Genomic DNA, 21,315 nt, shown 5'->3' with positions numbered 1-21,315 from the left:
GCGGGCCCGACGCCCCCGCCCGGCCCGCTACGCGACCGCCGCCGCGGGCGAAGCGTCCGGCCGCCGCCGGATGACCAGCGCCATCAGCGCCGCCGCGGCGCACAGCGCCCCCGACGCGTACCAGACCACGTCGTACGACCCGAACGCGTCCCGCGCGGCCCCGGCGAGGAAGGCGACGACGGCCGCGCCCACCTGGTGCGAGGCGAGCACCCACCCGAACACGATCGGGCTGTCCTCCCCGTAGTGCTCGCGGCAGAGCGCGAGCGTCGGCGGCACGGTGGCGACCCAGTCGAGCCCGTAGAAGACGATGAAGAGCAGCATCGGCGGGCGCACGTCCGGCGCCAGCAGGATCGGCAGGAACAGCAGCGAGACCCCCCGCAGCGCGTAGTACACCGCGAGCAGCCGGCGCGCGTCGAAGCGGTCCGTGAACCACCCGGACGCCACCGTCCCGACGACGTCGAAGACGCCGATGACGGCCAGCAGCGACGCCGCGGTCGTGACCGGCATGCCGTGGTCGTGGGAGGCGGGCACGAAGTGGGTCTGGATCAGGCCGTTGGTCGAGGCGCCGCAGATCGCGAACGTCCCCGCGAGCAGCCAGAACGGTCCGGTCCGCACCGCCGAGGACAGCACGGTCAGCGCACGCCGGGCAGCGCCCGGGACAGGTGCCGGCCTGGGCACGAACTCCTCCGCCCCGTACGGCTTCTGGCCCACGTCCGCCGGGTGGTCGTGCAGCAGCAGCCAGACGAACGGGACGACCGCCAGCGCGGCGAGCGCCACGGTGACGGCCGCGGGCCGCCAGTCGTGCCGGGTGACGATCCAGGACAGCAGCGGCAGGAAGATCAGCTGTCCGGAGGCGGAGGCGGCGGTGAGGATGCCGCTGACCAGTCCGCGCCGCTCGGTGAACCAGCGGTCGGTGACGGTCGCGGCGAAGGCCAGCGCCATGGAGCCGGAGCCGAGCCCCACCAGCAGGCCCCAGCACAGCAGCAGTTGCCAGGCCGCCGTCATCCACACGGTCAGGCCCGAGCCGAGCGCGATCACGCCGAGGGCGACCGCGACCACCTTCCGGATGCCGTAGCGGTCCATCAGCGCCGCCGCGAACGGCGCGGTGAGGCCGTACAGCGCGAGGTTGACGGAGACGGCGGCGCCGATGGTCCCGCGCGACCAGCCGAACTCCTCGTGCAGCGGGTCGATGAACAGGCCCGGTACGGCGCGGAAGGCGGCGGCGCCGATGATCGTCACGAAGGTGACGGCGGCGACGAACCACGCGCGGTGCACCCGGGTGCGGGGCGGCTCGGGGCCGCTCGCGGGCGGCTCCACGACGGCGGCTGTCTCACTTGTCCGGGTCACGCCACCGAGCTTCCGTGACCGGGCGCACCGCAACGAGTGGCCCAAAGGACAGCATTCGCTAGGATCGGGCCATGGTTGCGGCCGAGCTCCCCGACGCGTCCGCCGGCTTCCGGCCCCACCGCGTCGTCGTCCTGGCCCTCGACGGGCTGCTCCCCTTCGAGCTGGGCATCCCGCACCGCATCTTCGGCCGCCCGAGGGACGGGCGGGGGCGGCCCCTGTACGAGGTGATCACCTGCTCGGTCCGGCCGCCCGGACCGGTGGAGACCGACGCCGACTTCGCCGTCCACGTCGCCCACGGCCCCGAGGCGCTCGCCACCGCCGACACGGTGGTCGTCCCGGCGTCCTACGAGCTCGGCCCGGTGTACGAGCGGGGCGAACTGACCGGTGAACTGGCCGCCGCCCTCGCCCGCGTCCGCCCCGGCACCCGGCTCGCCTCCATCTGCACCGGCGTGTACGTCCTCGCCGCCGCCGGACACCTCGACGGCCGGCCCGCCACCACCCACTGGGCCGACGCCGAGCGCCTGCAGCGGCTGTTCCCCCGGATCGCCGTCGACCCGGACGTGCTGTTCGTCGACGACGGCGACGTCCTGACCTCGGCGGGCGTCGCGGCCGGGATCGACCTGTGCCTGCACATGGTGCGGCGCGACCACGGCGCCGCCGTGGCCAACGAGGTGGCCCGCCGCACGGTCGTGCCGCCGCACCGGGACGGCGGGCAGGCGCAGTACATCGAGCGGCCGGTGCCCGATCCGCGGCAGTCCTCCACCAGCGGCGCCCGCGCGTGGGCGCTGGGCCGGCTGGACGAGCCGATCCAGCTGCGCGACATGGCCGCGCGGGAGGCGATGTCGGTGCGCACCTTCACCCGCCGCTTCCGGGAGGAGGTCGGCGTCAGTCCGGGGCAGTGGCTGGTCCAGCAGCGGGTGGAGCGGGCCCGGTACCTGCTGGAGACCACCGATCTGTCCGTGGACCGGGTGGCCCGCGACGCCGGTTTCGGCACGGCCCAGTCGATGCGGCAGCACCTCCAGGCGGCGCTGGGGGTGACGCCGACGGCGTACCGGCGGACCTTCCGGACCGCCGGACGGCCGCGGGCGACCGCGTCGGCCGGCGGGTGAGCGGCCGGGTCGTCCACGGGCCGCGGAGGGGGCCGGGCGCCTCGTCGGCGGTGGCGGTGCGGCACTGTCCGCCCCGAGCACGGCAGCGCCGCACCGCTCTTCGGCTTCGGCGCTCCCTCCCGGGCTCCCCCCTCGGCCCCGGGGGACCGCGCCGAATCACGACCCACACTCGTCGAGGGCTCCCGTCGTCGGGCCCTCGCCGTCCCCTCGCGGCGAATCGCTGACGAACAGAGTGATCAAACCGTCACCGCGCGTCAATACCGATTCGGGTGACGATGCGTCGGTTGAGGCATATGCCCTGTTCATCGGGGCCGCGCACGGAAGCACACCCGGCGCACCGCATCACACCCCCGCCCGCACGGCCGGCCCACCGTGCCCCCCGTACCCCTGCGGGGGCGCGGGCCGTGCCGGCCCGCGTGCGCTACACCGCTTCGTACGTCAGCCCGCCGCACGCCGACGCGCCGCCGGTCACCTGCGCGCAGCGGTCCAGCTCGCACCAGATCCGCTTGCCGGTGCCCTCCGCGCTCCAGCCCCAGCGGTCGGCCAGCCCGTCCACGAGGGCGAGCCCGCGTCCGCCCGTCGCCTCGCCGTCCACACAGCGCGGCACCGGCGCCCGGCCGCTGCGGTCGGCCACCTCCAGGCGGACGGTGGCCTCCGCGGCGTCCGTCCCCGGCAGGGAGAGCCGCAGGACGGCCGGACAGCCGGTGTGCACCACGGCGTTGGTGACGAGCTCCGAGACGAGCAGGACCAGGGTCTCGGCGAGCGGCTCGTCGGCCCCTATGCCCGAACCGGCCAGCCGCGAGCGGGCCCACTGCCGGGCCCGTCCCACCTCAGCGGGGTCGGGCCGGATCTCCAGCTGCACTTGAAGCACCTGCACCGCTCACACCATCCGAACCGGCGGACACTTGGACTCGCGCCTCACGAGGGCCACGATCGTAGCCATTCTCTGCATGGCCAGAACAACGGCCGGGACGGGGATCACGGAACGTGATTCCCCCGTGGGACAGCATGGTTGACGTACAGTCACGCCAACAAGCGCTTCAGGCATATTCCAGCGCGAAGGAGTACCCGTGCGGCATACTGTGCGACGCTCGCCGCGGGAAGTCGAACGGGCACCGGCGTTCCGCCTGGCCACCCGGCGGACGGCCGCGGGCACCGGCCGGTGCGGGGCCGCCTCGGGGGCGGCTCCGGCGCGGTGCGTGCCCGGGACCACTCGCATCTGACACAAGGTACCGGAGCGGACGTCCGACTCCGGGCCGTGACGGGCGCCGCGCGGGGCACGAGCCGTCATCGACCCTCCGTGATCATGGTGATGCCACGATCCGTGACATCCGCGCGGGGCGCCCTACTCGGGAACGGTGAAGTAGCGGGCGAAGGAGCGGACGGTCTCCTCCTCGCCGATCCTGCCGTCGGCGTCGGAGTCCAGCGCGGCGGCGGCCGCGCGGGCGAGGTCCTCCGGGACGCCGAGCACCCCGAGGACCCGTGCGGCGTCCTCGACGGTGGCCGCGCCGTCCCCGTCGGTGTCGGCGACGGCGAGCGCCGCGTGCAGGAAGGGCCGGGCGATCTCGGCGAACCGGTCCGGGTTGTCCCGCAGCCGCTTGACCGCGCCGTTCACGAACTCCTCGCGCGTGATGCGCTGGTCGCCGTCGCGGTCCGCGATCCCCGCCATGCCCTGCCAGAACGCCTCGGCCCCGACGTACAGGGCCTGGCCCTTGTCGGAACGGGCCGCGGTGCCGAACTCGGCGAGCAGCGCCTTGGCCGCCTTGCTGAAGTCCTCGCGGTCGATGTAGCCGTTGCCGTCCTGGTCGAAGCCGGCGAAGCGGGCCGCGATCCTGCGCTCGTACTCGCTGGTGACCATGTCTCTCTCGGGCCGCCTTAGGTCGGTGGGTCGTCTCGCAGGGAGCGTACGGGGTGAGGGGCCGCCGGGGAGCCCGGAAACGGCGCCCGGACCAAGACCGGGGGAACAACGGGACACACGTGTGACACGTGTGAGCGCGCGCACCCGGTGTCACGCCGACAGCGGGCGGGGGTCCTCGTCGACCGCGGACGTGACGTCCGGGCGGATCTCGAAGAGCCTGCGGACCCCGAGGGCGCCGAGCACCTTGTTGACGTGACTGCCGTCGGCGGCCCCCCGCGCGGGGAGGATCAGCCGCAGGCTGCCCCGGCAGGAGCGGAGCAGCCGGCGGGAGGCTATGAGCACGCCGACCCCGCTGGAGTCGCAGAACCACACCTCGGAGAGGTCGAGGACGAGACTGTGCCTGCCCTCGGCCACCGCGTCGTGCACCCGCTGGCGCAGCACCGGGGAGGTCACCAGGTCCAGCTCGCCCGACACCCGGAGCACGGACCACGCGCCGTGCTCCCCGCCGGTCACTTCGAAGGTCACCACCACACCCCTGGCTCGCCGAAACGGAAGCAGTCCCTACGCTTCCTTGCAGCGCGGCTGCCCACCGGCCGTTCCCCGAAACGCGGGCCGGGAAACGACCACTCAACAGAAAGGGCTTGTTCCGGTCACTTTCAATCCGATTCGATCGGTTCCGGTCGACGCGGAGAAGGGTGGGCACGGCCCGGACGGCGTCCGACGAGGACGGGCGGTCCCTTACCACCTGCGGCTGCTCCAGGGGCGCACATTGCCATAAAGGGGCGTGCGCCCCGCTCCGTGCCGACTACATTCTTGGTGTCACCGGCCACACGCCGGCCCGGGTACCGACCGACCCGGGACCGGGGAGGAACAGGGGGTGAGGGGCCGCATGCCGTCGACGGACGTACCGCCCCACTGGGACCACAGGATGCAGCAGCGGCTCGCCCGCGGGGAGGCGGCCGCCCTCGGCGAGCTCTACGACCGGTTCGCCTCGCTCGTGCACGGCCTCGCCCACCGCGTCGTCGGCGACGAGCACGCCGCCGACGCCGTCACCCGTGACGTCTTCGCCCACGTCTGGGAACACCCGGACTCCTACGACCCCGCACAGGAACCCCTGCGCTCCTGGCTCGCCGTGCTGACCAGCCGGCTGGCCGTACGGCGGCTGCGCACCGCAGGGACCGCGGCGCTCGCCCGCGGCGGCCCCGGCACCCCGGAGGACCTGGAGCGCACGGTGCGCAGCGCCTCGGTGGCGGCCCGCGCCGACTACATCGTCCAGTCCATGCCGACGCCGCTGCGGGCCGCCCTGGAGCTGGCGTACTTCCAGCGCCGGGACTACCGCCGGACCGCCCTCGACCTGGGCGTCACCGACGACGAGGCCCGCCGTCGGCTCCGCCTGGGCCTGCAGCTGCTGGCCACCGCCCACGACGCCGGGGCCCCGGGCGCCCCGCCCGGGATCGGGGGTGCCGCGTGAGCGGACCCCTGGCCGGCCACGCCGAGCCGTACGACGACCGCGCGGAGTGCGCCGGACCGCTCGTGCCGGAGCACCGCGTGCTGAAGTCGCTGCTGGGCGCCTGGGCCCTGGCCGCCTGCGCGCCGGCCGAGGCGGAGGCCGTCGAGGAGCACCTCGGCGCCTGCGGGGCCTGCGCGGACGAGGCGCTGCGGCTGCGCGGGGCGGTCGGCCTGCTCCAGCGGCCCGAGAGCCTGGACCTGGACCCCGGCCTGCGCGCCCGCGTCATGGAGTCCTGCCTGCAGCGGCGCCCGCCGCGCGTCCCCGTGCCCGAGTGGGCCGCCGCGTACGACACCGAGACCGCGCGGCTGGACGCGCTGCTCCAGGACTTCGGCGCCTCCGAGTGGCACGCGCCGGTGCGGCTGCGCTGGTACGAGTCGGACGAGGCGAGCAGCCGCCGGACCACCGTCGCCGGGGTCATCGCGCACCTGATGACGGTCGACGGGCTGGTCGCGGTCGCCCTCGGCCTCGAGGACCCGCTCGGCGGGGCCGCGGCCGTCCGGCCCACCCCGTGGGACCGCACCGAGGCGTACTGGCGGGCCGCCCGCCTCCCGCCCACCCGCTCGGTGCGCACGCCCTGGCGGGAGCAGAGCCGCACCCTGGTCCGGACGGCGTCCCTCACGGACGGCGGCGCCGGGCGGCTGCCCGTGTCGTACGGCGACTACGCACTGCCGCTGCGCGACGCGATGCTGGACCGGGCCTTCGAGTGCTGGGTGCACGCGGAGGACATCGCCGAGGCGGTGGACTACCCCTACGAACCGCCCTCCGGGCGGCATCTGCACCGCATCGTCGACCTGGCCGCGCGGATGCTGCCGGCCGTCCTCGAGCACCGCCGGCAGCACGGGCTGGCCTCCCCCGTGGAGCGGCGTCCGGTCGTCGTCGGGAAGCCGGGACGCAGCCTGCGGCTGGAGATCGAGGGGTCCGGCGGGGGCGAGTGGCTGATCCCGCTGGACTCCCCGGCGGCGGAGGGCTCCGCCGAGCACGAGGTGGCGCACGTCGCGCTGGACGGGGCGGAGTTCTGCCGGCTGGCGGCGGGACACCTGCCGCCGCGGGAGGCCGCGGCGGGGCAGGTCGGGGACCGCGACGCCATCAGGGACGTGCTGTTCGCGGCGGCGAGCATGAGCCGGCTGTAGGGCGGGGTCCGGCTTCGTCGGCGGGCACGGGCGCGGGAGCCGGCCCCGCGCACCCGCGGCCGCCGACGAGGCGGACGCCCCGCCCCGTCAGGCGAAGACGACCGTCCGCCGCCCGTTGAGCAGGATGCGCCGCTCCGCGTGCCACTTCACCGCCCGCGCCAGCGCCTGGCACTCCACGTCCCGGCCGATCGCGACGAGCCCCTCGGGGGTGACGTCGTGTGCCACCCGCTCGACCTCCTGCTCGATGATCGGCCCCTCGTCGAGGTCGGCGGTGACGTAGTGGGCCGTGGCGCCGATGAGCTTCACGCCCCGCGCGTGCGCCTGGTGGTACGGCTTCGCGCCCTTGAAGCTCGGCAGGAAGGAGTGGTGGATGTTGATGATCCGCCCGGAGAGCCGCTTGCACAGGTCGTCCGAGAGGACCTGCATGTAGCGGGCGAGGACGACGAGTTCGACCTCGTCCTCGCGGACGATCTCCAGCAGCCGGGCCTCGGCCTCCGCCTTGGTCTCCTTCGTCACCGGGATGTGGTGGAAGGGGATGCTGTACGAAGCCACCAGCTCGGCGAAGTCGGTGTGGTTGGACACCACCCCGGCGATCTCCACCGGCAGCGCGCCGGTCTGCGCGCGGAACAGCAGGTCGTTCAGGCAGTGCCCGAACCTGCTGACCATGAGCAGGACGCGCATCTTCCGGTCGGCCCGGTTGATCTGCCAGTCCATCTGGAAGGAGTCACCGATCGCCGCGAAGCTCGCCCGCAGCTTCTCCACGGTCACCGGGGCGTCCGCCGAGAAGTGGACGCGCATGAAGAACAGACCCGTGTCGTGGTCGCCGAACTGCTGGCTGTCCTCGATGTTGCAACCGGTCATGAAGAGGTAGCTCGACACGGCGTGCACGATGCCCTGCTTGTCGGGGCAGGACAGGGTGAGGACGTACTGGTCGGCCGGGGCCGCGACTCGGGTGGACTGCTCGCTCATGCACCAAAGGGTCCCACACGCGCGGTCGCGGCCGGCCGCCGTTCCGCTACGCGGACCGCGTCAGGATCCGCAGCACCTCGAGGGTGCTCGGCGGCGCGTCGGGGTCGTCGCCGTCGCTCGCCGCCATCCGCACGTGCGCGTCCCGCGCGGCCCGCACCGCCTCCGGCCACCCCTCGTGCTCGAGGTAGGCGGCCACCGGCGCGTCCGGACCGACCTGGTGCATGATCCGCAGGACGCGCAGCACCGCCGTGTCGACGAGCGCCGCCTCCTGGGAGTCGCGGAAGATCGTGCCGACGTACTTCTCGGCGGACCAGTTGTCCAGCCAGGTGTCCTCGACCAGCCGGTAGACGGCGTCGGTGACGTCGCCGTAGCCGTCGACCCCGGCCAGCCAGACGTCCCGCTGGAAGACGGGGTCGGAGAGCATGTGCAGCGCGGAGCGCACATTGCTGCGCCAGCGCCACCACGGCATGTCGTTGAGTGGCATGCCGCCCATGGTGGGGGAGCGACGGCCGCGACGGGAAGAGTTCTCCGAACCTTGCACGATCGTCGATCGTACGTTTCCGCGCCGCGCGGGTCGTACGGGACCCCGCAATTCACCTCCGCGTCACCCTCCGTCGACCGGGGGTCACTCCGGGATTGACCGCGTGGGGGAATCGTGCGGAGGCATGACCGGCAGGCGACGCATCCGCAGCCCCCTCCGTCCCCGTCCCCTCCGGCGGCCCGTCGGAGCCGGCGTCCTGGCCGCGGGCGCGCTGGTGGCGTGCGTGCCGCTCGCCGCGGGGTGCGGGGTCGTCCCCGGCACCGCGGGGGGCCCCGGGAACGACCCCGTCACCGTGATGACGTGGGCGCCCCAGGACACCCGGGCCACCAACAAGCCCGGGATGCCCGCGCTCGCCGAGGCGTACGCCCGCTGGATCAACTCCCGAGGCGGCATCAACGGCCGCCGTCTCACCGTGCTGACCTGCAACGAACGCAACGACACCGTGGCCGCCGCGCGGTGCGCCCGGCGCGCGGTGCAGGAGAACGCCGTCGCGGTCGTCGGCTCCTACAGCCAGCACGCCGACTCCTTCATGCCCACCCTGGAGAGCGCCGGCATCCCGTACATCGGCGGCTACGGCATCACCACCGACGAGTTCACCAGTCCCCTGTCCTACCCGGTCAACGGCGGCCAGCCGGCGCTGCTGGCCGGTCTCGGCCGCACCCTCGCCGACGCCTGCGGACCGGTCGCCCTGATCCGGCCCGACACCATCGCGGGCGACCAGCTGCCCCCGCTGCTCGACTCGGGCCTGGAGGCGGGCGGGCACGGGCGCGCCGGTGACCAGCGGGCGGCGGAGGACGCCACCTCGTACGACGACCAGGCCGAGCGGGCCCTGGCGCGCGCCACCGGGGACGCGGACGGGCGGGGCTGTGTGGTGCCCGCCCTCGGCGACCGCACCAACACCTTCATGGACTCCTTCCGGCGGGCCCGCGCCGGCCGTCCCGAGGTGCGCACGGCGACCGTGCTGGGCAGCGTCGACCAGACGGCGATCGACGCGTCCGGCGGGGCGTCGGGGCCGTACGAGGGGTCGTACGTCACCGGCTGGTACCCGGCGGCGGGCGACGCCCGGTGGGACCCGATGAAGAAGGTGATCGAGGAGGAGGCGTTCGGGGACAACCGGATCGACGCCGCGGACGCCGGGGTGCAGACCACCTGGATCGCCTACACCGTGTTCAGGCGGGTCGTGGAGTCGCTGGGGGACGGCGAGGTGAGCGCCGACACCGTGAGCGGGGCGCTGGACGGCGGGCTGGAGGTCACCACGGGCGGGCTCACCCCCGCCCTGCGGTGGGGCTTCCAGGACGAGCTCGCCGCCGTCGGCTTCCCCCGGCTGGTCAACGCGAACGTGACCCTGCAGGTGGTCGAGGACGGCCGGCTGGTCGCGGCCCGCGAGGGCTTCACCGACGTGACGAGGACGCTGCGGGAAGCGGAGCTGGGCTGACCCGGTCCCGCCCGGACGCCCGGGCGGGACCACGGGCTCTCAGCGCCCGGTCACAGCTGGGTCGGCCGGCGTTCGGTCAGGCCGTACCGCTTGGCGATCTCGTTCCACAGCTCGGCGGCCTTCTGCTTCTCGGTGGTCGCGGTGCCGCTGGCCCGGTTGCCGGCCTGGGTCCGGCCGGTGGAGCGGGCCTGGCCCTTCCTGCAGCCCTTCTTGCCGGCGGTCTGGTCGGCCCAGGCGGCGTAGTGCTCGTCGGCCGAGGCCGACGCCTCCCACGCCTTGGTGAGCGCGGTGGTCAGCGCCTCGTGGTTCGGCAGCCTGTCCACCGACAGGCCGGAGAGGTCGGTCACCAGTCGGGTGCGCTGCCCGGCCGCGTCCCGCAGGTCCTTGGCCGCCCGGCCGAGGTCGCGGCAGGCCTTCACGTCGGCGACCGCGTTGATCACGGTGGTCCGGCTGTCACCGCTGTCGGCCAGCAGCTTGTCCAGCTCGACGGCCTGCTCCCGGGCCGGGTCGGCGGACGGCGACGCGGAGGCCTCCCCGCTCGCGGACGCGGTCGCGGACACGGACACGGTCTGGTCGTCGTCGCCGCCGTCCGGGCTGCCGAGCAGCGCGCCCGCCCCGACGCCGAGGACGGCGATGCCGACGCCGACCGCCGCGATGAGCGGCACCCGTGAGCCGCCGCGGCCACCGCCGCGTCCGCCGCGGCCGCCGGCGGGGGCGGGCGGCGGGGTGTGGTGGGCTCCCCCGGCGGGCTGCCCGTGCCCCACGCGCGGGAGCTGCTGGGTGGATCCGGGCGGACCGCCGGCGTCGTCGCTGCGGAAGAGGTTGTCGAACTCGGCGGGCGGCTGCCGGTTGCCGTCACCGGGCGGCGGGGCGCCGTAGGACTGCCCGGGGGGCTGGTCGGCGACGGGGGCGATGTACTGGGTGGCCTCGGCGTCGGGGTGGCCGGCGGACGGCGGGTGTCCCGCGCCGTGCGCGCCCTGCGGGGGCACGCCCGGGTAGCCGCCCGCCCCGGAGCCGTGGGCGGGCATCTCGGGCGGCAGCGCGCCCGGGGCCACCGGGGGTATGAGCTGTGTCGCGCCCTCGTCTCCGCCGGCGGGCACCGGGGGGATGAGCTGCGTCGCGCCCTCGTCTCCCCCGGCGGGCACCGGGGGCATGTACTGGGTGACACCCTCCGTCCCGTCGGGCGCGGCGGCCGGCGGGTACTGGGGGGCGCCGTAGCCGTTCCGGGCACCGGCGGCGTAGGGGTCCGCGGGCGGCAGCGGGGTACCGGCGGCGTAGGGATCGGCGCCGCCGTACGGAGCGGCACCGCCGTACGGAGCGGCACCGCCGTACGGAGCGGCACCGCCGTACGGAACGTCTCCGTACGGGCCGGACGGGGCGTTCCCGCCGTATCCGGCGCCCGGCTGCGGGCCGTTCGGGGCGTACGGGGGGTGTCCGCCGTGGGTGTGCGCGCCCTCGGGCGGGAGCGGGCCGGGGCCGCCGCCGGGGGCCGGGGCGGGCGGGTGCTGCGCGCCCCACGAGGAGGTCTCCGGGGTGTCCCACCGGCCGTCGGCCGGGGGCTGCTGCCCGTCCTGGCCGGGCTGTGCGTCAGGGCCCTGCCGGCCGGGGCCCCACGGGGTGTCCCAGGTCCGGCCGTCGGCCGGGGCCGAGGCGGGGAACCCGCCGCCGGAGGTCCGGCCGTCCGCGCCGCCGGGGGCGGCCGGTCCGGCCGTCGCGCCCGGCAGCAGGGGTTCACCACCGTCGGAGGGCAGCACGATGCCTTCGCGCGCGGGGCGCGCCGAGGGCTCCTCGCCCTGTCCACTCTGCGTCACCGGGACTCCTAGCCATGGGGGACCTTGTGAATCGGGCTCACGCTACCGGGTCCCCCGAGCCGGGTGCCACGCAGCACGGAGCCCGGCCTCCTGCCCCGTGAGCGCGGTGACGGAACCGGGTCACCGCACGCCGTTCACCTCACCTCCCCGCCCACCCGTCCGTCCCGTCGCCGGTGTCACGCCGCCGTCTGGAGCTCCATCCGCGCCCCGAACTCCCGTACCACGGACTCCTCCCGGTACGGCTCGAGGCGCTGCTGGAGGTCCTCCAGGTACTCGGTGCCCCGGTCGGAGCGGATCCCGTCGAGCAGCTCGACCGCCTTCAGGCCCGTGCTGCAGGCCTGTTCGATCTCGCGCTGCTGCACCTGCGCGGTGGCCAGCAGCACGTAGCCGATCGCCCGCCGCCGCGCCCGCGACACCGGATGCCCGTCCAGCGACTCCTGCGCGCACCGCGCGGCGGCCCGGGCCTGACCGAGGTCGCGGTGACAGTGCGCCAACTCGTCGGCCAGGTAGGCCCCGTCGAAGTGCACGATCCACGCCGGGTCGTCGCCGGAGGCCGGATCGGCGGCCTCCAGGGCGCTCACGGCGCGCCCCGCGGCCACCTGCGTGGCGTGCGCGTCGCCCATCAGCGCGTGCCCGCGCGCCTCCGCCGCGAGGAACATCGCCTCCGCCCGGGGGGTCACGCGCCCCCGTGCGCCCTCCTGCGCCGCGCGCGCCAACTGCGCGATCTCCCGCGGGTTTCCGAGCTGCGCCGCCAGGTGGCTCATGGAGGCGGCGAGCACGTACCCGCCGTAGCCGCGGTCCCCTGCGGCCTGTGCCAGCCGCAGCGCCTGGATGTAGTAGCGCTGGGCGAGGCCCGGTTGCCCGGTGTCGACGGCCATGTAGCCGGCGAGTTCGGTCAGCCGCGCGACCGCCGCGAACAGGTCGCGGCCCACGGCCTCGCGGTACGACCCCGCCAGCAGCCCCGAGACGACGCTGTTGAGGTAGTGGACCACGACCGGGCGGACGTGCCCGCTGCCGTACTGGTGGTCCAGGTCCACCAGCGCCTGCGTCATGGACCGCACGGCCGCCACGTCGGACTGGCCCACGCGCGGCCCGGCGGAGCGCGCCACCTGTCCGTCGGGCGCGGTGATCAGCCAGTCGCGGCTGGGCTCCACCAGCGCGGAGGAGGCGACGGAGGCCCCGGACAGGAAGTCCCGCCGGCCCACGTCGCTGCGCCACAGCTCGCAGACCTGCTCGATGGCCCCCAGTACCGTCGGCGAGAACTGGAGGCCGACGCCCGACGCGAGGTTCTTGCCGTTGGCCATGCCGATCTCGTCGATCGTGACCGTACGGCCCAGTTTGCGGCCCAGCGCCTCCGCGATGATCGCCGGCGCCCGGCCCCGCGGCTGCTGTCCGCGCAGCCAGCGGGCCACCGACGTCTTGTCGTAGCGCAGGTCGAGGCCGTGCTCGGCGCCGCACATGTTGACCCTGCGGGCCAGCCCGGCGTTGGAGCATCCGGCTTCCTGGATGAGCGCCTGCAGCCGTTCGTTCGGCTGCCGCGCGACGAGAGGCCTTGCGGCCATGGCGTACCCCCTGAGGCTGCGGTGCCCTGCCCACGCACCGGGTTGACGTGTCTTCCGCGGCCGTACGTCTCGCGTCCCGGCGAGAAGTGCGGCCGGGAAGATCAATGCCCCGCCGAAGTACGGACAATGCGGGACATATGAGGTTTGCCGGGGTAACGGCGGATGCCGGCCCCCCTCCTGGTTACCCACCGGGGACGCGGATCCTCTCGCGCGCCCCCGTGGATGCACCCATGCGCCCCGAACACGGGCCCGGTGCTCCTCCCCCGCGCATGCGCGGGGGCGTAACCCCTGGTGACGGCCGTAGTTGTGTTCATCGTGGAAGAGACGATCGCGGGCGCCGACGCCGTACGGATCCCGGGGCAGCGCGGGGAATCGCTGCTGGACACCGCCGTTCGCTACGTCGAGGAGTGGCACTGGGACGTGCTCCCGGGCACCTGGCCGGAGTCCGTCGGCGGGGTGCAGCGCTGCTCGTGCGGTGACGCCGCGTGTCCCGCGCCCGGCGCGCACCCTGCCCGCCCGGACTGGGCGGCCGGGGCGACCGGCAGTGCGACCGTCGCCCGCCGGATGTGGCGGGAGCGGCCGGCCGCGTCGGTCCTGCTGCCCACCGGGCGGGCCTTCGACGCGGTCTCCGTGCCGGAGGCGGCGGGGTTCCTGGCGCTCGCGCGGATGGAGCGGATGGGACTGACGCTGGGGCCGGTCACGGTGACTCCGGACCGGCGGACGGAGTTCTTCGTGCGGCCGGGGGCCTTCGCGAAGGTGCCGGGGCTGCTGCGCGGGCTGGGGTGGGCGCCGTCGTCGATCGACCTGACGGTCCTGGGGGAGGGCGCGTACGTGGCCGCGCCGCCCACCCGGTTCGGGTCCCGGGGGGCCGTGCAGTGGGCACGCCGGCCCACGTCCGCGCACCGGTGGCTGCCGGACGTGGCGGAGTTGGTCCCGCCGTTGGCGTACGCGTGCGGCAGGGACCGGTAGGGCGGCGGCCCCGAGGTGCGCGGTTCCCGTCCGCGGCGGCGGCCGCGTCGTGGCCGGCCGCCGGAGGTGCCGGCGGCGGTGGGCAAGGGGTGAGCCGGGGTCAGCCGTCGCCGAGCGAGTCCAGGAAGGGTTCGATCGCCGCGAGCCAGGCCTCCGGCTGGTCGTAGTGGACCAGGTGGCCGGCGTCGGCGACCTCCGCGTACCGGCCGCGGGGCAGGACGCGGACCATCTCCTGGGCCTCCGCGCGGCCGAGTTCGCCGTCGAGGCCGCGGACCACCAGGGCGGGGCAGCGCACCTGGGCCAGTTCCTCCCAGTGCGCGTCGAACACCCAGGTCTCGCGGGAGCGGAGCATCTGGTCCGGGTCGAACACGGGGCGCCAGCCGTCCGGGGACTCGGCCATCACCTCGGCGTAGAACGCGCCGCGAGCCGGGTTGGGCCGCTCCACCCAGGGGTCGTCCTCGCCGAACCACTTGCGCACGTCGGCGAGGGTGGCGAAGGGGAGCGGCCAGGTCGTGAACCACTCGGCCCACTCGCGCTGCGAGGCGGCCCCGAGGGCGGAGGCCCGCATGTCACAGATGATCAGCCCGCGCACCAGGTCGGGGCGTTGGGCGGCGAGCTGCCAGGCGGTGAGCGCGCCCATCGCGTGGCCGATGAGGACGGCGGGCCCGAGGCCGAGCTGCTCCAGGGCCGCCTCGGCGTCGCCGACGTAGGCGTCACGGGTGTAGGAGGCCCGCGGGGGCTTGTCGCTGCGGCCGTGGCCGCGCTGGTCGAGGGCGATCGCGCGGTACCGCCCGGAGAGCCGGCGGGCGGTGGGCGCCCAGTGCGAGGCCCGGCCCATCAGGCCGTGCAGTAACAGCACGCCCGGCGCGTCCTGCGCGGTGCTCCCCGCCGGGCCGGCCCCGTCCTTGGGCGGGTCGCCGAACTCCCAGGCGGCAAGCCGCACACCGTCCGCCCCGGTCACGTCGACGCGTCGCGCCATGGTCCTGGCACCCCCAAGCTCGCTGCCTGTCGTGCTGGTCCTGCCTGTTGCTCCGTGCCGCAGATTATCGAATGCGCATTCGGAAACGGCTTCTCGCCCGATAACACCCCTCGTTCGAGTGACCCCCCGCGGGGATTGATCGCCGCGACCCGGGGGAGATCTTCAGCGGGGGGCGGACCGCTCGGGGAAAACGGTCCGCGAGGAATGACCCTGAGAGCTCGGGGCTCCGGGTCAGCACAGGGGAGGACAGGCCCCGGCGCCGCACGGCGCCGGGGCTCCTCACGTGGTCACGGCACATCGTCCCGCCCCTCCCCTGCCGGATGGCACCGCCACCGCTCCGGCCGGAGCCCCTCAGGCCGGATGCCCCACGCCACAGCCTCGCACGCGAACCCGGCGAGCGCTGCGGTCACCCGCACCGGATCCCGGTCCGGCGCGTTCACACCGCAGGGCGCGAACCGCCCGCACGTCCCGGCGCCCCGTCCGCCGTACCGGTCAGGGCTTGGCGACGAACACGTGCGAGGCCACCTCCGCATCCAGCTCGGCCGCCTCGCCGCTGCTGCCCACCAGCACCCCGCCCGCCGACCCCGTCACGCTGACCACCGAGCCGGGCTGGACGCCCGCCCGGCGCAGCGTGTACATCAACTGCGCGTCCGTCTGGATCGGCTCACCGATCCGGCGCACCACGACCGTCTTGCCCTCGGCACCCGGGTCGAGATCGGCCAGCGAGACCATGCCCTCGTCGAGGAACGGGACGGCGCCGTCCTTCTCGCCCAGTTCCTCCAGGCCCGGGATCGGGTTGCCGTACGGCGACTCGGTCGGGTGCCTCAGCAGCTCCAGCACGCGGCGCTCGACGGCCTCGCTCATCACGTGCTCCCAGCGGCACGCCTCGGCGTGGACCTGCTCCCACTCCAGGCCGATCACGTCGACCAGGAGACACTCGGCGAGGCGGTGCTTGCGCATCACGCGCGTGGCCAGCCGGCGGCCCTCGTCGGTGAGCTCCAGGTGCCGGTCGGGGGCGACGGACACCAGGCCGTCGCGCTCCATCCGCGCCACCGTCTGGCTGACCGTCGGGCCGCTCTGGTCGAGCCGCTCGGCGATCCGGGCGCGCATGGGGACCACACCTTCCTCCTCCAGCTCGAGGATGGTGCGGAGATACATCTCCGTGGTGTCGATCAGTCCGGACATACATGCCCCTTGATGAGATGTGCGGATGGCTCCGCCGGAGGCTGGACGGCTCACCGGCGCGTGCGCTGGCCCAGGACCCAATTCTTACGCATGCGGCCGACAACGGGGCCGTGCCGTGGGCGACGAGGGGCCGTGCGGAGGGGCGCCCCGCCGTCGGGCACCGTATTGACACGGTACTGGTCCAGACCGCACGGTGATCCGCAACACTCCTTCCCGAAGGGATGCCGCATGAGCGACCGCACGCCGGCCGGCCGGTTCCTCGACGCCGCGATCGACCTGCTGCAGCGGATCCGCGACGAGGAGGCCGAGTCCGTCGCGGCGGCGGGCGCGCTGCTCGCCGACACGGTCGCGGACGGCGGCCGGCTCTTCGCCTTCGGCGCCGGTCACTCCTCGCTCGCCGCGCAGGACCTCGTCTACCGGGCCGGCGGACTCGCCCTGATGAACCTGCTCGCCGTGCCGGGGACCGTCGGCGTCGACGTGACGCCGGCCACGCTGGGCTCCGCCCTGGAGCGGGTCGACGGGCTCGCGGGCGTGGTCCTCGAGTCCTCGCCCCTGCGCACGGGCGACGCCCTGATCGTCGTCTCCCTGTCCGGGCGCAACGCGCTGCCCGTGGAGATGGCCGTGAAGGCGCGCGAACTGGGCGTGCGGGTGATCGGCGTGACCTCGCTGGCGTACGCGACGCGGACGACGTCCCGGCACGCCTCGGGGACGTTCCTGAAGGACCACTGCGATCTCGTGCTGGACTCCGGGATCGCGGTCGGGGACGCGGAGCTCACCCTCGACGGCGTGTCCGCCCCCTTCGCCCCCGCGTCCACGGTGGTCACCACGGCGCTCCTGCAGTCCGTCATGGCCACCGCGGCGGCGGTGCTCGCCGAGCGCGGGATCGAGCCGCCGCTGCTGCGCTCGGGCAACGTGGACGGCGGTCACGCGTGGAACGCCCGCGTCTTCGACGCGTACGCCGACCGCATCTTCTACCGCCACTGACCCGGGCGACGGGCCTCAGCGGTCGTCGCCGCGGAGGGCCGCCAGGTCCAGGGAGGTGGCGATGCGCACCGCCACGTCCTCCGCGTACATCGCGTCGGAGCGTTCGAACGCACTGCGCCCCGCCCCCCGCAGAAACGTCACAGCACCCAGCGTGCGCCCCCGGCTCCGCAGCACCGTGCACAGCGCGTGCACCGCGTCCGCCGGCCACTGCCGCGCCAGCGCCCACGCCCGCGCCTCCTCCCCGGTCAGGGAGCCCGCCCCGGCCCGCACCGTCCCGGCCCGCTCCACGCACTGCACCGCCGGGTGCCCCTCCCCGTACCGCACCGGCAGCCCCGCCCGCCCCGCGAGCCTGCTCGGCCCCGGCGCCCCGGACGGCGTGGCCGCGATCCGCACCAGCCGCACCCGGTCGGCGTCCCGGGCGCAGTCGGCCACCCGGTCGACCAGCGCGTGGTCGGCGAACCCGGCCAGCGCGAAGTCCAGGTGGACCGTCGCCGCCTCCGCCGGGTCCTCGCACTCCGCCGCCGCCCGCGCCGCGCGGTGCAGCTGCTGCGCGCGGAACCGCAGCAGCGACGCCTCCTGCTCGCCCTGCCGGGCCTCGGTCACGTCCTGGAACAGCCAGCCCACCCCCAGCGGCACCGGCTCCTCCGCGAGCGGTGACGACAGCCGCACGAACCCGCTCCGCCAGCACCGCCGCCGCTCGCCCTCCGGCGTGCGCACGCTCACCCACAGGTCGGCCGGCGCGGGCGGCGCACCCTCGGCGAGGACATGGGCGAGCGCGCCCTCCAGCTCCTCCGCGCCCTGCGCCAGCAGCTCCCCCAGCGGCCGCCCCAGGACGGACGTCCGCCCCGTGCCCAGCGCCCGCGCGGCGTGCGGGTTCAGCACCGCGGGGCGCAGATCGGCGTCGACCAGGACGACACCCCAGCTCGCGTCCTCCAGCAGCGCCTCGCTCAGCGCGATCGACCGCTCCAGGTCGATCTGCGCGTGCACCTCGCTGAACGCGCAGTACACCCCCGCCGGCTTCCCGTCCGGCCCGCGCACCGCCGCGGACTGCGTGCGGACCAGCACCCGGCCGCCGTCCTTGGTCAGCAGCGCGAACTCGTCGACCTGCCGGCCCGGCGCGTCCATGGCCGACATCAGCCGCGCCTCGACCTCCTCGGCGTCCGCGCGGCGCACGGCCCACCCGGCGAACCCGGACCGGCCCACCGCCTCGTCCGCGCTCCAGCCGAGGATCCGCTGCGCCTCACGGTTCCAGTGCGTGACCGTCCCGTCCGCGTCGAAGGCGCACAGGGCGGCGTCCATGCCGTCGAGCAGCGCGGCGAGGAGGTCGGATCCGTCCGGCCCCTCCCGCGCGGGCCCGGGCTCGTCCGGCCCCAGCTCGTCGGTGGCCCCACTACGCCGGGAAGCACTCACCTGGACCCCCTGCAGGCTGCGTCCGCACGTACGGTACGACGGTTCGCTCACGTGCAATCATTCAACTTGAACGTGACTCAGCGCACACCGGGTTCCCGCAAGATTCCGGGAATCGTCGCGCGACGCGCCCCGATCGTCCGGCGAGCCGACCGCGCCCCGCACGGAGGTCCGTGAAAAAAAGCGGTTGATACCGCGGGGTCCGGTTCCTAAAGTGGGCGGTACTTCGGAAAGGAGGTGGTTCGGCAGATGTATGACAACCGGACGGAAGAGGTGGCTGCGGGCTAGGGCCCGTCGCCGTACTCGGTTCGGCGCCGGACCGGCGTGTGCGAGACACACGCAACCGGCCCAATCCAACGCAGTCACCCGACCCGCGAGTCGCCGGTAACGTCCGGCCGGCTCCTCCCCAGGGAGGAACCAGACTCGCGGGTCGTCTGCTTTTCCGGGGCCCGCTCAGTGGGCGATGTCCGCGTACCCCTCGATCTCGCGCGGGTCGCGCGTGCCCGGACCGACGTAGCGGGCCGAGGGACGGACCAGGCGGCCGGTGCGCTTCTGCTCCAGGATGTGCGCCGACCAGCCCGCCGTGCGGGCGCAGGTGAACATCGAGGTGAACATGTGGGCCGGGACCTCGGCGAAGTCCAGCACGATGGCCGCCCAGAACTCCACGTTGGTGGCGAGCACCCGGTCGGGGCGGCGGGCGTGCAGCTCGGCCAGGGCGGCCTTCTCCAGGGCCTCGGCGACCTCGAAGCGCGGTGCGCCCAGCTCGCGGGCGGTGCGGCGCAGGACGCGGGCGCGGGGGTCCTCCGCGCGGTAGACGCGGTGGCCGAAGCCCATGAGGCGCTCGCCCTTGTCGAGGGCCTGCCGGACGTAGGCCTCGGCGTCCCCGGTGCGCTCGATCTCCTCGATCATGCCCAGGACGCGTGAGGGGGCTCCGCCGTGCAGCGGCCCGGACATGGCGCCCACGGCGCCCGACAGGGCCGCCGCGACGTCCGCGCCGGTCGAGGCGATGACCCGCGCGGTGAAGGTGGAGGCGTTCATGCCGTGCTCGGCGGCCGACGTCCAGTACGCGTCGACGGCGGCGACGTGCTTGGGGTCGGGTTCGCCGCGCCAGCGGATCATGAAGCGTTCGACGACGGACTCGGCCCTGTCTATCTCGCGCTGCGGCACCATGGGCAGGCCCTGGCCGCGCGCGGACTGGGCGACGTAGGACAGGGCCATGACGGCGGCGCGCGCGAGGTCGTCGCGGGCCTGCTCGGCATCGATGTCGAGGAGCGGTTTCAGGCCCCACACGGGCGCCAGCATGGCCAGCGCGGACTGCACGTCGACGCGGATGTCGCCGGAGTGCACGGGGATCGGGAACGGCTCGGCGGGCGGCAGTCCGGGGTCGAAGGCCCCGTCGACGAGCAGCCCCCACACGTTGCCGAAGGAGACGTGCCCGACCAGGTCCTCGATGTCGACGCCCCGGTACCGGAGGGCGCCGCCCTCCTTGTCCGGTTCGGCGATCTCCGTTTCGAACGCGACGACCCCTTCGAGCCCGGGTACGAAGTCGGACATCTGGCGGCTCCTCGTGAGGTGGGTGACAGATGGTGTTGTGGGGTGGGACGACCATGTGTCGGCGGTCGGCGGAGGTCGCGACGCCCTTCCCGTGGATCCACGGTCCGTTCGAACGGACTCGCGGTCCGGGACGTCACCCCTGTGATGCCCGGCTGGCGGCCACCCAACCGGATCGGTGGCAGCACGATATCCCCGAGTGCCATCTTTGGGGAGGGTGAGCGGCACTCAGTGCCACTACGTGACGAAGGCCACCACGCCCCCACGGGCTCCGCGCATGCGGCAGGATGACGGCGTGACCGACCGAGACGCCGTCCCCTTCGCTCTCGCCTCGATGCGCAAGCAGTACCGGACCGAGGGGCTCTCCGAGACCGACCTGGCCGCCACACCCGTCGAGCAGTTCGCGCGCTGGTTCGCCCAGGCCGCGACGGACGGAGGACTGTTCGAACCGAACGCCATGGTCGTCTCCACGGCGGACGCGGAGGGACGGCCCAGCTCGCGCACGGTGCTGCTGAAGCACTTCGACGACGACGGGTTCGTCTTCTACACGAACTACGCGTCCCGCAAGGGCCGTGACCTGGCGGAGAACCCGCACGTCTCGCTGCTGTTCCCCTGGCACCCGATGGCCCGGCAGGTCATCGTCACCGGCACCGCGCGCCGCACCGGCCGCGACGAGACGGCCGCCTACTTCCGCACCCGCCCGCACGGTTCCCAGCTGGGCACGTGGGCCAGCGGCCAGTCCTCGGTGATCGCCGGCCGCGCGGAGCTCGACGCCTCCTACGCCGACCTGGCGGCCCGCTACCCGGAGCACGAGCAGGTGCCGGTGCCTCCCCACTGGGGCGGTTTCCGGGTGGTCCCGGAGGCGGTGGAGTTCTGGCAGGGCCGGGAGAACCGCCTCCACGACCGCCTGCGGTACGTCGCGGAGGCGGGCGGGGGCTGGCGGGTGGAGCGGCTGAGCCCGTGAAGGG

The 21,315-nt window shown here is 74.7% G+C and carries 19 protein-coding genes; 7 read left to right on the top strand and 12 right to left on the bottom strand.

Annotated elements, in window-relative coordinates; genetic code table 11:
• Nucleotides 1–27 precede the first annotated feature (27 nt).
• Nucleotides 28–1,347 carry an MFS transporter gene (locus tag ABTY20_RS14665; protein WP_351997361.1) on the bottom strand — a complete coding sequence of 440 codons (1,320 nt, stop codon included), beginning with the start codon at nt 1,345–1,347 and terminating at the stop codon, nt 28–30.
• A 71-nt stretch (nt 1,348–1,418) separates the two neighbouring features.
• On the opposite strand from ABTY20_RS14665, the gene ABTY20_RS14660 reads away from it, so the two are divergent.
• Nucleotides 1,419–2,456 (top strand): GlxA family transcriptional regulator, encoded by a 1,038-nt coding sequence (locus tag ABTY20_RS14660; RefSeq protein WP_351997360.1) that lies wholly within the window; start codon nt 1,419–1,421, stop codon nt 2,454–2,456.
• Between the two features lie 421 nt (nt 2,457–2,877).
• Here ABTY20_RS14660 and ABTY20_RS14655 read toward each other — a convergent pair whose 3' ends face one another.
• The 3 genes from ABTY20_RS14655 to ABTY20_RS14645 form a co-directional block, all read right to left on the bottom strand.
• Nucleotides 2,878–3,318: an ATP-binding protein gene (locus tag ABTY20_RS14655; RefSeq protein WP_351997368.1), complete on the bottom strand. Its 441-nt coding sequence runs from the start codon at nt 3,316–3,318 to the stop codon at nt 2,878–2,880.
• A gap of 483 nt (nt 3,319–3,801) precedes the next feature.
• Nucleotides 3,802–4,314, bottom strand: a complete 513-nt coding sequence (locus ABTY20_RS14650; protein WP_351997359.1) for an EF-hand domain-containing protein — start codon at nt 4,312–4,314, stop codon at nt 3,802–3,804.
• 150 nt (nt 4,315–4,464) lie between these two features.
• Nucleotides 4,465–4,845 carry an STAS domain-containing protein gene (locus tag ABTY20_RS14645; protein ID WP_351997358.1) on the bottom strand — a complete coding sequence of 127 codons (381 nt, stop codon included), beginning with the start codon at nt 4,843–4,845 and terminating at the stop codon, nt 4,465–4,467.
• Between the two features lie 358 nt (nt 4,846–5,203).
• Here ABTY20_RS14645 and ABTY20_RS14640 point away from each other — a divergent pair, with 358 nt between their 5' ends.
• Together ABTY20_RS14640 and ABTY20_RS14635 are read left to right on the top strand one after the other, a co-directional pair.
• A complete protein-coding gene (locus ABTY20_RS14640) occupies nt 5,204–5,785 on the top strand; it encodes a sigma-70 family RNA polymerase sigma factor (protein WP_351997357.1) in 582 nt (193 codons plus the stop codon).
• An 8-nt stretch (nt 5,786–5,793) separates the two neighbouring features.
• Nucleotides 5,794–6,954: a zf-HC2 domain-containing protein gene (locus ABTY20_RS14635; protein ID WP_351997367.1), complete on the top strand. Its 1,161-nt coding sequence runs from the start codon at nt 5,794–5,796 to the stop codon at nt 6,952–6,954.
• A gap of 87 nt (nt 6,955–7,041) precedes the next feature.
• On the opposite strand, the gene purU is transcribed toward ABTY20_RS14635, so the two are convergent.
• Complete coding sequence (purU, locus tag ABTY20_RS14630; RefSeq protein WP_351997356.1) at nt 7,042–7,923, bottom strand: formyltetrahydrofolate deformylase; 882 nt, start codon at nt 7,921–7,923, stop codon at nt 7,042–7,044.
• 46 nt (nt 7,924–7,969) lie between these two features.
• Nucleotides 7,970–8,416 carry an SCO4402 family protein gene (locus tag ABTY20_RS14625; protein WP_351997355.1) on the bottom strand — a complete coding sequence of 149 codons (447 nt, stop codon included), beginning with the start codon at nt 8,414–8,416 and terminating at the stop codon, nt 7,970–7,972.
• 172 nt (nt 8,417–8,588) lie between these two features.
• On the opposite strand from ABTY20_RS14625, the gene ABTY20_RS14620 reads away from it, so the two are divergent.
• Nucleotides 8,589–9,899 carry an ABC transporter substrate-binding protein gene (locus tag ABTY20_RS14620; RefSeq protein WP_351997354.1) on the top strand — a complete coding sequence of 437 codons (1,311 nt, stop codon included), beginning with the start codon at nt 8,589–8,591 and terminating at the stop codon, nt 9,897–9,899.
• Between the two features lie 50 nt (nt 9,900–9,949).
• Here ABTY20_RS14620 and ABTY20_RS14615 read toward each other — a convergent pair whose 3' ends face one another.
• Together ABTY20_RS14615 and ABTY20_RS14610 are read right to left on the bottom strand one after the other, a co-directional pair.
• On the bottom strand, nt 9,950–11,710 hold the full coding sequence (locus tag ABTY20_RS14615; RefSeq protein WP_351997353.1) for a hypothetical protein: 1,761 nt from the start codon (nt 11,708–11,710) through the stop codon (nt 9,950–9,952).
• A 176-nt stretch (nt 11,711–11,886) separates the two neighbouring features.
• Nucleotides 11,887–13,272, bottom strand: coding sequence for an NsdA family TPR-like regulatory protein (locus ABTY20_RS14610; protein WP_351997352.1), 1,386 nt, complete (start codon nt 13,270–13,272; stop codon nt 11,887–11,889).
• A 306-nt stretch (nt 13,273–13,578) separates the two neighbouring features.
• Here ABTY20_RS14610 and ABTY20_RS14605 point away from each other — a divergent pair, with 306 nt between their 5' ends.
• Nucleotides 13,579–14,241 carry a bifunctional DNA primase/polymerase gene (locus ABTY20_RS14605; protein WP_351997351.1) on the top strand — a complete coding sequence of 221 codons (663 nt, stop codon included), beginning with the start codon at nt 13,579–13,581 and terminating at the stop codon, nt 14,239–14,241.
• Between the two features lie 100 nt (nt 14,242–14,341).
• Here ABTY20_RS14605 and ABTY20_RS14600 read toward each other — a convergent pair whose 3' ends face one another.
• Both ABTY20_RS14600 and ABTY20_RS14595 read right to left on the bottom strand, forming a co-directional pair.
• The gene (locus ABTY20_RS14600; RefSeq protein ID WP_351997350.1) at nt 14,342–15,220 is read right to left on the bottom strand and encodes an alpha/beta fold hydrolase; all 879 of its coding nucleotides are present in this window, start codon (nt 15,218–15,220) and stop codon (nt 14,342–14,344) included.
• Nucleotides 15,221–15,712: 492 nt separating this feature from the next.
• The gene (locus tag ABTY20_RS14595; protein ID WP_351997349.1) at nt 15,713–16,405 is read right to left on the bottom strand and encodes an iron-dependent transcriptional repressor DtxR; all 693 of its coding nucleotides are present in this window, start codon (nt 16,403–16,405) and stop codon (nt 15,713–15,715) included.
• Nucleotides 16,406–16,633: 228 nt separating this feature from the next.
• On the opposite strand from ABTY20_RS14595, the gene ABTY20_RS14590 reads away from it, so the two are divergent.
• The gene (locus ABTY20_RS14590) at nt 16,634–17,389 is read left to right on the top strand and encodes an SIS domain-containing protein (RefSeq protein ID WP_351997348.1); all 756 of its coding nucleotides are present in this window, start codon (nt 16,634–16,636) and stop codon (nt 17,387–17,389) included.
• A gap of 15 nt (nt 17,390–17,404) precedes the next feature.
• On the opposite strand, the gene ABTY20_RS14585 is transcribed toward ABTY20_RS14590, so the two are convergent.
• Together ABTY20_RS14585 and ABTY20_RS14580 are read right to left on the bottom strand one after the other, a co-directional pair.
• Nucleotides 17,405–18,799 carry a PAS domain-containing protein gene (locus ABTY20_RS14585; protein WP_351997347.1) on the bottom strand — a complete coding sequence of 465 codons (1,395 nt, stop codon included), beginning with the start codon at nt 18,797–18,799 and terminating at the stop codon, nt 17,405–17,407.
• Nucleotides 18,800–19,249: 450 nt separating this feature from the next.
• Nucleotides 19,250–20,350, bottom strand: a complete 1,101-nt coding sequence (locus tag ABTY20_RS14580; protein WP_351997346.1) for a citrate synthase 2 — start codon at nt 20,348–20,350, stop codon at nt 19,250–19,252.
• A gap of 274 nt (nt 20,351–20,624) precedes the next feature.
• Here ABTY20_RS14580 and pdxH point away from each other — a divergent pair, with 274 nt between their 5' ends.
• Nucleotides 20,625–21,311 carry a pyridoxamine 5'-phosphate oxidase gene (gene pdxH / locus ABTY20_RS14575; RefSeq protein WP_351997345.1) on the top strand — a complete coding sequence of 229 codons (687 nt, stop codon included), beginning with the start codon at nt 20,625–20,627 and terminating at the stop codon, nt 21,309–21,311.
• The last annotated feature ends 4 nt before the right edge of the window (nt 21,312–21,315 follow it).

Origin of the sequence: Streptomyces sp. NPDC126497 (assembly GCF_040302425.1) — a bacterium.
Lineage (GTDB): Bacteria > Actinomycetota > Actinomycetes > Streptomycetales > Streptomycetaceae > Streptomyces.
Note: the sequence above shows the minus strand (reverse complement) of the source record. Positions and strands in the feature narration are given on the sequence as shown.